Raw genomic sequence first — 14,166 nt, forward strand, 5'->3', positions numbered from 1 at the left:
CTTATCTTTTGATGGATTACCAGCGTGTGGTAATCCATCGTTTGTGTATTTTTTAATCGTAACCTGCGTTCTGAATGACCACGCCTTTACCATCTAGGATAACGCTCTTGGGTAAAGGATAAACTTCCTTCGCCTTTTCGGCATAAGGAGAACCGTTGATGGTCTTGGCATATTCTATGAATTTATCCAGTCGAATAAGGTCGGCACGATACTGTCCGTTCTCGCACCAGAACTCATGACAACGCTCCTTGAGCAACACTTCGACAAACTTTTCATCCGTGTCAATGGCCGAATAATCTATACTTGCTATACCCGCCCGCTCACGAATAACGTTGATATACTTCAAAGCCTCCTGCTTATCGACAGCCGAAGCTCCAGGCTTGCGATACAAAGCCTCTGCCAAGGACAGATAGACGTCGGCATAACGATAGAGAATGGGGTCTATCTTGCTACGTCCGCTATTGCTAAACAGGTCGGTATCGTAGCCATATTTCATGGGGATGGGGCCGAGGTCAAGATTAGGATAATCGCCTCGCTTTACGAGTTTTCCGGTCTTGTTGCTCGTGTATTCGGCCAAAAGATAGGTGCGGCGCACGTCGTTTGCTTCAAAACCGTCGTAGAAATGCCAAGTACTCGTCAAACTATGGTAGCCGCCTTTCATGCCATTGCTTCCAAAATCAGACGGCAATACAAACATGTGCCAGTCATTCCAGCTTACCATTTCGGTATTAACGGGCAAGGCAAAGATGATTTCCTTATTAGTTTTTCCCTGTCCGCCTACCTCAAACATCCGTGTATAACTCGGCTGCAACTGATAACCAAAGGAAGGTTGCATCAGTTCACGGGCTAACGTTTCCACTTTTGCATAATAACTCTTGTCGTCCTTTGTCTCATGCAAATACAGACGAATAAGCAGCATCTTGGCCAGTCCGGTGCTGAACCTACCATATTCAACCGCATTGGGAGACGGCAGGTTTTCAGCCGCATAAAGCAAGTCCGCCTCTATGAATTTCACCATTTCTTCACGAGACATGCGTGGCAAAGGCTTATTTTCACGTGGAGTTTCCAGTAGTTTCTGTGGCGCAATGATCAAGGGGCCAAACATATCATAAAGCGTATAAGAGATAAAAGCACGGGCACACCGCACTTCGGCTGTCATCTTTTTCTTTTGTGCTTCATTCAAAGAAGTAGCATTTTCGATATAAGCTAAATCCGACGTGCAACGACTAATATCATTGGCAAAGCCATCACGAAAGCCACCACCCGATGGATCCTTCTCCGTATAATAGAATCCGACCAAGTAATCGTCGGTAGAATTCCAGTCCAGATCGTGTTGTTTCTTAAAAATATGACTACGGGCAGTCAGTATTTCGGTAGTCGCGTCATTAAGGGCGACACATCCTCGGTCGTCTGTGGCGAACAAGCCATCGAACCAACTGGAGCGAATAGAGCGATAGCATTCGTTCACAAGTGTGGTATAATCGCTCTCAACCTTGGGAAATAGTTCGCTATTCATCTCGGAATAATCCACCGGATTCAGGTCGGCACATCCTGTAAACATGGTGGTAGCCAAACTTAAAGCCACCATACAGGATACATATTTGAATTGTTTGAAAGGTTTCATAATATAATGCTGTTGAAATATTAAAATGTGATGTTCACGCCAAAGCTATAGGTCTTGGCGTTGGGATAGGCAGCCTCATAGGCATCAGTCTCTGGATCAAGCCCATCATAAGGCGTAATCACAAAAAGGTTATTGGCCGAAAGATGCACGCGTAGACTATTGATAAATCCAACCTTACTCAACAATTTCTTAGGCAAATTGTAGCTCAACGACACGTTTTGCAAACGGATGAACCATGCGTTCTGATAGAAAAAGTCACCACTCGTATAGTATTTGCCACGTCCCATGTTGTAGAATGCGCTTGGATATCGGGAAGAAGGATTGGTCGGTGTCCAGCGTTCAAGATTGGTTTTCAAACCATTTATTCCTGAGCCTGCCACACCATAGCTGTTAATACCGTAAAAGGCCATCGTGGGATCTTCTATCTTTCGATCGAACATACCATTGAACATGAACGAAAATTCAAAGTCTTTGTAGCGGAATACATTGTTGAGACCAGCCAACCATCCAGGGTCTCTTGAACCAATAAGTTTGGTATCGGCATCATCTATCTTGCCATCGGGAGCTCCGGTAAGTATAAAGTGCCCGTTTTCATCGGTCATTGGATTGCCCGAAGCATCGCGCTTATAACCGTCAAGGTCTTTGATGACAACCTGACCCGGCAGCAAATCGGGCTGAGCAGCAGGAGCTTTTTCGCCTATTTGTAAGATATGGTCGGCTCTACGTGCGTAGATGGGACGAATAGGATCATTGGCCCGCTCATAGACAGCAGGCTTCCAATCGGGTGTACGCTCCTTCCATTTATCGCGATACATGGTAAATGTAAAGTTGGTAGTCCAACCAAAGTCTTTCGTTTCAATATTACGAGTATTAAGCATTACTTCGATTCCTCGTCCCTGTGTTTTACCGATATTCGACATTACCTTGGGAAGTTCTTGGTAAGAGTTGAGCAGACGATAGTTGAGCAAGTCGGAAATAGTGCGTTGGTAAATATCTATCGAACCACTGATACGTCCCTTTAAGAAACCAAAGTCAAGACCTAAGTTCCATTCCTCGGTGGTTTCCCACTTCAAGTCGGGATTATCAAACTTACCTTTCTTTACACCGATAACGGTCTTATGGTCACCGTTGACATAGGAATTCTCGGCTGCGAAACTTGCAAAGGCACTGGTTCCGATGTCGGCATTACCCGTCTGTCCCCAACTGAGACGCAGTTTTAGATTCGAAAGCCATTTTGTCTGCTTCAAGAAACTTTCTTCATTGATAAGCCAACCTAAAGCAACAGAGGGGAAATAGCCCCACTTATTGTTCTTGGCAAACACGCTGGCACCATCGGCACGCATGGTTCCCGTAAAGAGATAGCGATCCATGAGTACGTAGGAAGCACGCATAAAATAAGATTCCATCTTGTTTTTCGTAGCGTTGGACTTGGTTATCTTGGTTCCCGTTCCGGCGTCAATATTGTTATAAAGAAAAGCGTCAGTCAGGAAGTTGTTGTTTCCCAACTCGGATATATCATTGTTAAATTCTTCGTAGGAGGCACCCACCATGAAATTAACATTGTGGATATCGGCCAAAGTCTTGTGATAAGTGGCCGTAGCTTCTGCCAGATACTGATCGTTGTTTGTATTATAAATATAGGCTACTCCACCGTTGGCATTACCATTTACGGTTGTGCGAGGTTGGTAAGTCTTACGATCTATCTGCGCATGATCTATACCCAAGGCACCACGCAACAGCAAATCTTCTAACGGACGAGCCTCTATATAGACGTTACCGATTAATCGATTAGTGCGTCCTTGGTCGGTATTCGTCAGCAACGAGTACGGGTTAGGCTGTTTGGCCAACAGGGGATTGACAGGATAAGTACCCGTTTCGACATCGTAGGCTTTCACCTCCGGACTCATCTGAATGGCCGAGCGGATAATACCGGAGTTCTCATAACGTGCAGCCCCCAATTGTGTATTATCATTATTGATACGTGTCATCGTCAGGTTCAAACCAGCTTTGAATATCTTGAGAAAGCTCTGGTCGATGTTGGTTTTCAGCGTGTATCGAGTCAAACCGGAGTTCTTCACGATACCTTTTTGGTCGAAGTAGTTGAACGACAGCATATACTGTGTTTTGTCACTACCGCCCTGCAGGTTGACGTTGTGCTCATTGATACGGCCGTTACGCGTAATCAGTCCGAGCCAGTCGGTACCCTCTCCGGCTGCCGCAATCTGCGCATCGGTATAAGGATAACTCAATTTTATCCCGTTATAGGGATTAGCAGCTACCTCTTTCATTGTCTTTGTGCCGTATGGAGCTACTCGGTTGTTCCACATATAGTTTTCTAAGGCCATATCGTTACGCACCTGCATCCACTCTTTCAACGACAGCAGATTATAGATATCGGAATATTTCTGATAAGAAAAGTCATACGAATAAGACACTTTAGCACTACCGGTCTTACCACGCTTGGTCGTGATGAGAACTACACCGTTGGCCGCACGTGCACCATAGATGGAAGTGGCGGAGGCGTCTTTCAATACTTCTATCGACTCAATGTCATTCGGATTTAGGAAGTTGAGTATGCTTTGTGTTCCCGGACTCATCTTTTTATCACCACCATCCGGCTGGTCAAGTTTTGCAATAGGAAAACCATCAACAATATACAAAGGGTCGTTGCCGGCGTTGACACTGCCCGCGCCACGTATAAGAATGTCGATACCTCCACCGGGTTGAGCACTGTTCTGACGTACATAAAGGCCGGCAGCCTTACCACCAAGTGCCTGCCCTACCGACGAAATTCCGTCGAATTTCATGTCATCGGCTTTCAACATGGCGATAGAACCGGTAAGATCGCGCTTACGTTGAGTGCCATAACCTACGACCACAACCTCGTCGAGCGACTCCATATTCTCTTGCATGACCACGCTTAGATTATCTTTCGGGCGCACACGAACCGTTTGGAAACCCACATAACTGACTTCCAACACATCTCCTTCTTCTGTATCGAGGACAAACTTCCCATCTAAATTGGTAGATGCCCTGCGATTCTTGCCCACCACCTGTACTATGGCGCCAATAACAGGTTCACCCTGTGCGTCGGTCACCATACCACTAGCCTTACTTGCTTTCTTGTTGCGAGACTTCGCATCTACCTTAGGCGAGATGATAATAGTTGAGGGTTGAACCCATCTGTATTCCAATCCACGTTCCTCAAGGATTTCTTTCAACACAGCCTCTACAGTGACATTCTGCTTCTGAAGACTCACGGGGGCACAGCCATCTAGCGTCACATCGCGATAGCTAAACTTGTACTGAGTTCGTTTTTCAATTTCGCTTAATGCCTTCTTCAAACTCACTTGGTTGAGTTTGAGCGATACCTTCTGTTGTTGTGCTACTATTTGGAGGGGATTCCCCATTAACAGTGCAGCCAAAACATAGGCAAACATTCTCGATTTTATTAATCCACACATAAGCTTTAGGTTAAATTATTACATAGGTTAGTATATTTATGATGGTATTCATGACAATGCTGCTTTCATCTCATCACATCTAGATGGTTCGTGTTTTCTTGGTAGCCGGCGGAACACTTTTGCTCACGTCGTGTCTCGTCATTATATTAAGATTAGACACAGCTAACCTCATTTTATAACTAAAAATATGAATTTATTTTTTCTTTTACTGAAAACTTATCTCGAAAAAGAGCCTCACATCCGTATTTAAATAGAAGATTATCCAACAAAAAACTTGACCATCAATGCAAGAAAAGGCTAATTTACACATTTATATAGAAACTAACAAACATGGAATGAAATATGCAAGAATAACACTCTAACTTTCAGTTACACTAAGAAGATAGACTGGGTGCAGTCGTACACCACTCGCCCAATACTGCTCATCGTAGTCGACTATCAATACAAATCGATTTCAATGAAGACACAAGGGCGCCTGTCTTAGAATCCTAGAAGAATAAATTAAACTCAAGTCTGAGCCTCTGTCACTTTGGTGCAGAGGCTCTTCACTTTTGCCGCCTCGCCTTTGCAGCGATGCTGAACAAGCCATGCAACAAACCTGCGAAACCGTTGCAGCAATTTAAGTTTATAAGTCTTCAAGTTGATGAGTTATTGAATTGTGGGTAAAAGAGAGTATTACTATGAAGCGAATCAAGAAGAATAAGCGATGGTTGAAATATTATGATTCTCTTGATAGATACATTTTTAATTCTGTATTTTTGTAAAAAAGAAAAATTATATGATGGAAATTGGAGACAAAGTATTGGTTTCACCCGATCTAACCCATCTTGCCGACTGGATAGAAGGAGAAGTTATCAAGGTAGAAAACAATCCATATGCAGGAATTGTTATTTCTGCACAGACCGCAGATGGGAATATATTCTTTGGCTATCAAGACTGGTTTAAGAAATCTGTTCGAGATATTAGAGGATTTAAAGTAGAAAGTTGGTCTGATTTTACAGATTTAGTGAAAAAATCATAGTTTCCATCTTTTTTTGCTCCAACAGCACGGATTTCACTGAAAAAGCAATACCTTTGCAGCGGTTTACAGACTGTAGGCTAAGGGGTGCCACGACATTTCGTGGCTGAGAATAGACCCTCTGACCTGATCCGGGCAATGCCGGCGTAGGGATAAGGACATGAAAAGTGCCCCTTTTTGTGTATTTTTATTTTAGTGTTTTCATGAAAAAAAGTGTATTGTTCGTGTCTGTGCTCGCCTGCACAGCAACAGTTCATGCAATTAATCCCAAACAAGAAAAGATTGATACGTTGCGTACTTACGAGCTACAAGACGTACAAGTGACATCTACACGCGCCAACAAAAAGACGCCGGTGGCTTATCACGACCTCAATCAAAAGCAAATCAAAGCCGTAAACTTCGGCCAAGACGTGCCTTTCCTGTTATCACTCACCCCATCGGTCACCATGACTTCAGATGCCGGAAACGGTATCGGTTACACGTCGTTGCGTGTACGTGGTACCGACCCTTCGCGTATTAACATCACTTCAAACGGCATCCCTATGAACGACGCAGAGAGTGCTCAAGTGTTCTGGGTGAACATGGGCGACTTTGCTTCGAGCGTTCAGAGCATGCAGATACAGCGCGGTGTGGGTACATCAACTAATGGTTCGGGAGCCTTCGGAGCCACGCTGAATATGCAAACAGAGAATATCGGACTGAAACCCTATATCGGATTGGATCTTTCGGGTGGATCGTACTATTCGCATAAGGAGACATTGCGCTTCGGAACCGGACTGCTGGGTGGCCACTGGGGAATCCAAGGTAGACTGTCGAACATCGGTAGTAAGGGTTATTTGGACCGTGCTTTCACCAAACTAAATTCTTATTTCGTACAGGCAGGATACTTCGGCGACAACACGATGGTGAAGTTTATCACCTTCAACGGTATGGAACAGACCTATCATGCTTGGAATTATGCGTCGAAATACGAGCAAAGTCTGTATGGACGTAGATATAATTCGTGTGGCGAATACTGCGATCGTGACGGCAATGTACATTATTATGACGGACAGACCGACAACTATCACCAACAACACTATCAGTTAATATGGAACCAAGTTATCAATCGTAACTGGAACCTCAACGCAGCTTTACATTATACCAAAGGCCAAGGCTATTACGAAGAGTATAAAAGCAAGCGCTCGTGGGCACAATTCCGCTTGACTGAAGATTGGAACATGTTGGGCGATTTAGTACGCCAAAAGAAGATGGATAATGATTTCTACGGAGCTATTGCGAGCCTGAACTATAACAATCTGAGCGGATTAACGGCTACAATAGGCGGTGGTTGGAACAAATACGAGGGCGATCACTTCGGCCGGGTGAAATGGGCAGGAAGTCCATATTACGTAGTAAAGGACGCAAATGACAAGGAGACAAATCAGTATATCGTTTCGCCTGCACTCTCCCCCGATACGGAATATTATCGCAACTCATCGGAAAAGGTTGACGGAAACGTATATGGTAAGGTAAATTGGGAGTTCTACAAGGGACTGAGTGCATTCATCGATCTACAGTATCGCCACATAAGTTATAAGCTAAATGGGCCTACCGACAAGTGGGATGGAACGAAACAAGTGGTTTATGGTATGAAAGACAACTATGATTTCTTCAATCCCAAATTCGGATTGAACTACGATATTACAGCCAATCACAAGGTGTATGCATCGTATGCCATCGCACATAAAGAGCCAACTCGCAACGACTATGAGGATAACATAGGCACTCGTTTGAAAGCAGAGCAATTGAACGACTTGGAAGTGGGCTATAAATACCAGAGCAAAAAGTTCTCGGCAGGTGCCAACTTCTACTATATGAGCTATCGTAACCAATTTGTACTGACGGGAGAATTGAACGAAATAGGCGAAATGAAAGCCAGCAACGACAACTCAGGACATAGTTATCGCATGGGATTGGAGTTGGAAGCTTCATGGAAACCGGTCGATTGGTTCCGCTGGGATGCCAACACTACATGGAGTAAAAACCGTGCAAAAGACTGGACAGTGACCGACTCGAAGACAGAAAAGCCATTGAATTTGGGTGATACTCCATTGAGTTTCTCGCCCGATCTCATCTTCAACAACATCTTCTCGTTCGACTATAAAGGCTTCACAGCTAGTCTTCAGAGCCAGTATATCAGCGACCAATACCTCACTAATACAGGTTTTAAGGAGTATGTTTCGTATGGTAAAAACGGAGAGGAGACCAAGGTTAGCATGCTGATAGATGGACATTTCAACACCAATCTGAACTTGGCTTACCACTTTGGACTCAAAAAACTGGGCTTGAAAGATGCCACTATCGGTGTAACATTATACAATCTGTTCAGCGCCAAATATGATAATAACGGATGGGCAGCGCCCAACTACAAGGCCGATGGTAACGGAAAGGTCATCGCATATACCAAAGACAAACTCTACAAAGCAGGTTTTGCGCCCTCTGCCCCATTCAACTGGATGGCTCATCTATCCATCAACTTCTAAACAAACATACGATGCAAGAATTTCTAAACAGTCCCGACTTCCTGCTAACGCTGGATGTAATGGCCACCATCTTAGGCCTCATCTACATCTGGCAGGAGTATAATGCCAGCATCTATCTATGGCTTACAGGTATTATCATGCCCCTAGTAGACATCTTTCTCTACTATGAAGCAGGACTGTATGCCGATTTTGGTATGGCCATCTACTACACATTGGCAGCTATCTATGGGTATCTGGTTTGGAAATTCGGCAAGAAACGCAATCAACACGAGGGCGAAGAGATGCCCATCACTAGAATGAAAAAAAAGCTATGGTTACCTGTAACCATAGCTTTTCTCGTGACATGGGCCATTATTTTCCGGATTTTAATTACCTTTACCAACAGCAATGTTCCTATTACAGACAGTTTTGCCAACGCCTTAAGTTTCGTAGGCTTGTGGGCATTGGCACGTAAATATGTGGAACAATGGCTTGTTTGGATTGTTGTAGATGCTGTGCTGGCCGTGCTATATTTATATAAAGGTATACCATTTAAGGCTGGACTATATGCCTTGTACGTCGTGATTGCCATCATGGGATACTACAAATGGAAAAGAATGATGAACGATGGACTATCCACTCATAACGCCTGATACAGAGTTCGACGCCGTTGTATTGGCGGCAGGCGACTTCCCTACCCACTCATTACCATTAGCTATATTGGCTAAAGCAACATATCTATGCTGTTGCGATGGTGCTGCTGCCGAGTGTATTGATAGAGGCTACACGCCCGATGCCATCATTGGAGACGGCGATTCACTCTCTCCTGACTTAAAACAGCAGTATACCGACATCTTCCACGAAGTGCACGAGCAGGACGACAACGACTTGTCCAAAGCTACACGGCACTGTATGAGGCTAGGAATGCGTCACATTGCCTACCTTGGAGCAACGGGGAAGCGAGAAGACCATGCCTTGGGAAACATCTCGTTAATGGTGCGCTACCTAAAAAATATGGCCATACAACCAACCATGATAACCGATCATGGCCTGTTTACTCCTGCATATAAAGACTCTACCTTTGAGAGTTGGCCGGGGCAACAGATTAGTATTTTCAACTTCGGATGCTCACAAATCAAGAGCAAAGGACTGAAATGGCAAAGCTATGCGTATGAACAATGGTGGCAAGGTACACTGAATGAATCGCTTGGAGAAAAGATAGAATTTCATGCCAATGCCTACTATATGGTCTTCAGAGACTTTAAGTGATTCCTATATACATCCATTTCAAAATTCAAATATAATTTCATATTCTTTCCAAAAAAGATGAGGAAGATGTATGCTACATTCATTTTTTTATTTATCTTTGCAACTATAACGTGGTTTTTGGTTTGATACAGTGACCATGTATGACTTTTGAAAATTTTCGCATATATATAAATCTCACCTTTGTGAGAGGTTGTTTCTAAGCTCGTGAGAGTGCGGAAAGACTTGAGTTAATTTATTTTAGTAAATACCTAGCGCTGAGATCGTGAGATTATGGCGCTATTTTTTTGCCCTTATATTTGGGATTAAAAGGCACAAAAAAGCCTTGAATTTCTTCAAGGCTATATCATTTTACTTCTTTAGTTTAAAGGTATTCTCTATTGATACCAACTCATCGCTGAAAGAATGGTCGGTCTTTCTCCGTATTTCCACTTGCGAACAACTGTGAATAACGGTCGAGTGATCACGATTACCTACTAATTTCCCGATGCGAGAAGCAGGCATCTTGGTATATTTCTGAGCCAAATACATCGACACTTGGCGCGCTTCTACCAAGTCGCGTTTGCGACTTCTACTATTTACAGCGGTCGGTGTAACATTGAAATGATTGCATACAGCCTCCACAATCTCATCTATCGTCAAAGGTTTATCGTCTATCTTGACAGCCCGTTTGATAACTCGTTCGGCTAGTCGCATGTCTATATCGCAGTTGTAAACCACGCTATAAGCCAATAAAGAGTTGATAACTCCCTGCAAATCGCGGACACTTCCATTTGCTGTCGAAGCAATAAACATCACCACATCTTCAGGGATATGCAAGCCATCTCGATGAATCTTATTCTTCAAGATATCCACACAAAGCTCCACATTTGGCTTCTCCAACTCCGCTATCAAGCCACAAGAGAAACGGGTAAGCAATCGCTCGTTCATGCCTTTAAGGTCGACCGGAGGTCTATCACTAGCCAAAATGATACGCTTTCCGTTACGGAATAGGTGGTTAAAGATATGGAAGAAGGTGTCTTGTGTCTTAGTTGCGGTGGCCCACTCTTGTATATCATCAACTATCAACATATCTATGGTCTGATAGAAGTTGATGAAATCGTTGGTCGTATTCTGTAAAACAGCATTCGTATATTGCACCTGAAAGAGTCGGGCACTGATATATAGTACTCTCTTTTCCGGATACAACTGATGCGTTCTCAACCCTATAGCATTAATAAGGTGGGTTTTTCCACAGCCTGAAGGACCATAAATAAACATCGGGTTGAACTGGTTATTACCCGGATGTTCGGCTATTGAGAGTCCCACACTGCGTGGAAGCTTGTTGCTATTGCCCTCCACATAGTTCTTAAAAGTAAGATGTGGGTTCAGTTGAGAGTCGATTTGTTGCGGTTGAGCGGCATCAAGTGTCGTCGGAGATTGATTTGCATTCTTCTTTGGAGTGCGCTCCACAGCATCTGCCGGATCAGCCATTAAGTCCTGAGAAAGCTTATGTTCCTTATCAGTAACGACACGGTAACGCAATTGCACACCCTCTCCGAAGGTACGACAAAGCACTTTACTCAGCAGGTCTATGTAGTTTTCTTCCAGATATTCATATACAAATAAGCTGGGAACCTGCAAAAGAAGCGTTTTCGTCTCCGCATCGAATGATTCGTAGGCAATCGACTTGAACCATGTCGCAAATTGCTGTTGGCTCACATTTTCAGCTATGAGCGTAAGGGCTTTGCCCCAACAAGCATCAGGACTCATCTTCATTTGAAACTTATTCTTATTTAGTATGTCTTTCGACTCTCAGTCTATTAACGTGAATGCAAATTTAGCAAAGAATTATGAATAAAACAAATGAGCCCAGTTTAGCGTTTGTTAAGAAATATGCTCTAACCCCTTTATACTGTGATATTTAGCCTTTTTGAGAATTCAAAGTTGTATAAATAGGCTTTCATAATTACAACCTCTTGATATTACGGACATTACACGGCTTCCACAACTTTACAGTCCTTGTACGCAAGCATGGTATAAACATTGCCTGAATCGCCTACTATAAAACGTGTTTCGAGCCATTCAAGAAGCCGTGAAACATTCAAACGAATTATTTAGACCATTTTTAAATAATTACAATTTTAATCCTTTTATCGAATTAACTATTTATCCTTGCGTCCGAAGAGTGAGAAATGAACATAGCGTTTGGGATGTTCACGCAAGTTATTAAGCAGAGAGTCGGCACTCAACATGGTTGCATTCAGATTGTTATAAAGACTTGCATCGTTCATCAACAAGCCCAAACTCCCCTCATTGTTGTTCAGTTTAGCTGTCACAGACTGCACATTAGCTATCGTAACATCGACTTTAGCCATTGTCCCGGCAACATCCACAGCAGCCAAATTAGCTGTCAACCGATTAGTATTATCAAGCACCGTATTTGCCTTTGTCATCATTCCGGGCACGTTCTTATTCAGCCCTGCCATCAGCGTATTAAGCTGTTGCGTGGTCGTAGTCAAGTTTGCCGATACCTGTTGTGCATTCTCTAGAGTCTGCGCTATGGCCGGATTAGCCAGCAATTGATTCACACGCGTTAAGATACTATCCAATTTGGGTAACATATTCTGTACCGTCGGCATCATCGAAGCAGCCTGTGCTAGTGCGCCACCATTGATAACTCCTATGATGGTATCGCCCAAAGCCATACGTTCACGTGGGTTATTAGCCATGAGAATATTCATCTTCACGTTGCCCATGAAGTCGCTTACAATCTCTGCCGAACTACCTTTTGGGATTCGAAGATTATTATCAACATCGATTTTTACCAAAATATTCTCAGCCTGATTATAATTGTATTCTATCGCTTTCACCACTCCCACCTGATAGCCATCAGCATAGATAGGATTGGAAGAAGACAGTCCGCTGATATCCGTAAACTTCACATAGTATGTATATTTATTAGAGAATATCGACATTCCTTTGAGATAATTCAACCCAAAATACAAGACTGTCACGCCCATTATGGCTACAATGGCTATCTTAACCTCCCTTGTGAACATTTTCTTCATTTCGCTTATTGATTATTTGTTTTGCTTGAACTCCTTGATAGCTTCCCTCACATCCATCTTCATATCGCCCTTAAAGGCTATAACAAAAGCCTCCGGGAATTTATCACGCAACTGAATACGCAATCTATTTATTTCATTATAGTCGTTCGAAGCACCATATGTATATTTATATGTATTACTCTCTTGATAGAAATCGGCATCTTCCAAGCCTCGAGAAGTCTTTTCCTTGGCACTGAGTTTATGACCGGAAGTCAACACTTGCACCTTAAATACGGGTCGATTATCTGTCTCTTGCACCGGCTCCACTGCGGGTACCGGAGTTTCAGACTCCTTATATTGATCGGGCACTATATTCGGAATGGTCGACTTTACCGGTTCAGTTACCTTGTAAGGCACAACAATATCACCACCATAGTATTTCGACTTATAAGCCACGAAAGCATTGAATATACCCTTCGCATAGCGGTCTACAGCATCGGCAGTATTCAAAAACTGCTCCTCATCGGGCGTGGAGATAAATCCTAATTCCAGCAGACAACTAGGCATAGACGACAATCTCAATACAGCTAGATTATCTTGATGCGCCCCCATATCGGCACGACCGGTAGCCGAACAAACATTGCGTTGCATCAGTTTTGCCAAAGCCACACTCTGTTCCATATTCTTATCTTGTATAAACTCATACATGATATTGCTCTCAGACGAGTTTGGATCAAAGCCCTGATAGGTCTGCCGATAGTCTTTCTCTAGATAAATAACAGCATTCTCGCGCTTTGCCACTTCCAGATTTTGTACGATGCCACGCTTGCTACCACTCGCTCTTCCACTACCAAGCGTATAAGTTTGGAATCCACGAGCGATGTGTCCACCCGGCAGTGCATTCGTATGAACCGACACAAACAAGTCGGCCTTATTGCGATTGGCTATATCTGCACGGTCTTTCAGAGGGATAAATACATCCGAACGGCGTGTATATACTACCTTCACATCAGGACAACTACGCTCCACCAACTTACCAAAAGCCAGTGCAATCGTCAAATTTATATCTTTTTCTTTGGAAAATGCCCCCATAGCTCCCGTATCATGACCACCATGTCCCGGGTCGATAACAAGGGTAAAACGTCGGTTGGCAGCGTTAGAAGTGATTGCAACCAACAGCAATGTTATCAATGAGAACAATATTTTCTTATTTATCATAGAGGTATAATTGACAAAGGTAATGATTTAATATTACAAAACC

The 14,166-nt window shown here is 43.4% G+C and carries 9 protein-coding genes and 1 riboswitch; of the genes, 4 read left to right on the top strand and 5 right to left on the bottom strand.

Features of this window, described 5'->3' with window-relative positions; genetic code table 11:
• Positions 1-52: 52 nt before the first annotated feature.
• On the bottom strand, positions 53-1,624 hold the full coding sequence (locus AC1EK4_RS00720; protein WP_480356624.1) for a RagB/SusD family nutrient uptake outer membrane protein: 1,572 nt from the start codon (positions 1,622-1,624) through the stop codon (positions 53-55).
• 20 nt (positions 1,625-1,644) lie between these two features.
• Positions 1,645-5,064 (bottom strand): TonB-dependent receptor, encoded by a 3,420-nt coding sequence (locus AC1EK4_RS00725; protein WP_480356626.1) that lies wholly within the window; start codon positions 5,062-5,064, stop codon positions 1,645-1,647.
• Between the two features lie 802 nt (positions 5,065-5,866).
• Here AC1EK4_RS00725 and AC1EK4_RS00730 point away from each other — a divergent pair.
• The 4 genes from AC1EK4_RS00730 to AC1EK4_RS00745 all read left to right on the top strand — a co-directional run bounded on the left by AC1EK4_RS00730 (position 5,867) and on the right by AC1EK4_RS00745 (position 9,879).
• Positions 5,867-6,109: a transcriptional regulator gene (locus AC1EK4_RS00730; RefSeq protein ID WP_369796373.1), complete on the top strand. Its 243-nt coding sequence runs from the start codon at positions 5,867-5,869 to the stop codon at positions 6,107-6,109.
• A 70-nt stretch (positions 6,110-6,179) separates the two neighbouring features.
• Positions 6,180-6,276, top strand: a riboswitch (TPP riboswitch).
• A gap of 33 nt (positions 6,277-6,309) precedes the next feature.
• Entirely contained in the window at positions 6,310-8,631 is a 2,322-nt protein-coding gene (locus AC1EK4_RS00735; protein ID WP_036899122.1) for a TonB-dependent receptor, read from the top strand.
• Positions 8,632-8,642: 11 nt separating this feature from the next.
• Positions 8,643-9,263, top strand: coding sequence for a nicotinamide riboside transporter PnuC (gene pnuC / locus AC1EK4_RS00740; protein WP_480356628.1), 621 nt, complete (start codon positions 8,643-8,645; stop codon positions 9,261-9,263).
• Positions 9,238-9,879, top strand: coding sequence for a thiamine diphosphokinase (locus AC1EK4_RS00745; RefSeq protein ID WP_480356630.1), 642 nt, complete (start codon positions 9,238-9,240; stop codon positions 9,877-9,879). Before pnuC ends, AC1EK4_RS00745 begins: the two co-directional genes overlap by 26 nt.
• Positions 9,880-10,227: 348 nt before the next feature.
• On the opposite strand, the gene dnaA is transcribed toward AC1EK4_RS00745, so the two are convergent.
• From dnaA to AC1EK4_RS00760, 3 genes are all read right to left on the bottom strand, one after another.
• Positions 10,228-11,634, bottom strand: coding sequence for a chromosomal replication initiator protein DnaA (gene dnaA / locus AC1EK4_RS00750; protein WP_036899130.1), 1,407 nt, complete (start codon positions 11,632-11,634; stop codon positions 10,228-10,230).
• 386 nt (positions 11,635-12,020) lie between these two features.
• Positions 12,021-12,926, bottom strand: a complete 906-nt coding sequence (locus AC1EK4_RS00755; RefSeq protein WP_036899133.1) for an MlaD family protein — start codon at positions 12,924-12,926, stop codon at positions 12,021-12,023.
• Between the two features lie 12 nt (positions 12,927-12,938).
• Positions 12,939-14,123, bottom strand: coding sequence for an N-acetylmuramoyl-L-alanine amidase family protein (locus AC1EK4_RS00760; RefSeq protein ID WP_480356633.1), 1,185 nt, complete (start codon positions 14,121-14,123; stop codon positions 12,939-12,941).
• Positions 14,124-14,166: the final 43 nt, after the last annotated feature.

The sequence above is a fragment of the Prevotella sp. C0026C3 genome (genome assembly GCF_056590795.1).

What these genes read in the sequence shown, in the direction of transcription:
- AC1EK4_RS00720 (WP_480356624.1), bottom strand. Translation starts at nt 1,624, where the DNA reads ATGAAACCTTTCAAACAATTCAAATATGTATCCTGTATGGTGGCTTTA.
- AC1EK4_RS00725 (WP_480356626.1), bottom strand. Translation starts at nt 5,064, where the DNA reads ATGTTTGCCTATGTTTTGGCTGCACTGTTAATGGGGAATCCCCTCCAA.
- AC1EK4_RS00730 (WP_369796373.1), top strand. Translation starts at nt 5,867, where the DNA reads ATGATGGAAATTGGAGACAAAGTATTGGTTTCACCCGATCTAACCCAT.
- AC1EK4_RS00735 (WP_036899122.1), top strand. Translation starts at nt 6,310, where the DNA reads ATGAAAAAAAGTGTATTGTTCGTGTCTGTGCTCGCCTGCACAGCAACA.
- pnuC (WP_480356628.1), top strand. Translation starts at nt 8,643, where the DNA reads ATGCAAGAATTTCTAAACAGTCCCGACTTCCTGCTAACGCTGGATGTA.
- AC1EK4_RS00745 (WP_480356630.1), top strand. Translation starts at nt 9,238, where the DNA reads ATGGACTATCCACTCATAACGCCTGATACAGAGTTCGACGCCGTTGTA.
- dnaA (WP_036899130.1), bottom strand. Translation starts at nt 11,634, where the DNA reads ATGAAGATGAGTCCTGATGCTTGTTGGGGCAAAGCCCTTACGCTCATA.
- AC1EK4_RS00755 (WP_036899133.1), bottom strand. Translation starts at nt 12,926, where the DNA reads ATGAAGAAAATGTTCACAAGGGAGGTTAAGATAGCCATTGTAGCCATA.
- AC1EK4_RS00760 (WP_480356633.1), bottom strand. Translation starts at nt 14,123, where the DNA reads ATGATAAATAAGAAAATATTGTTCTCATTGATAACATTGCTGTTGGTT.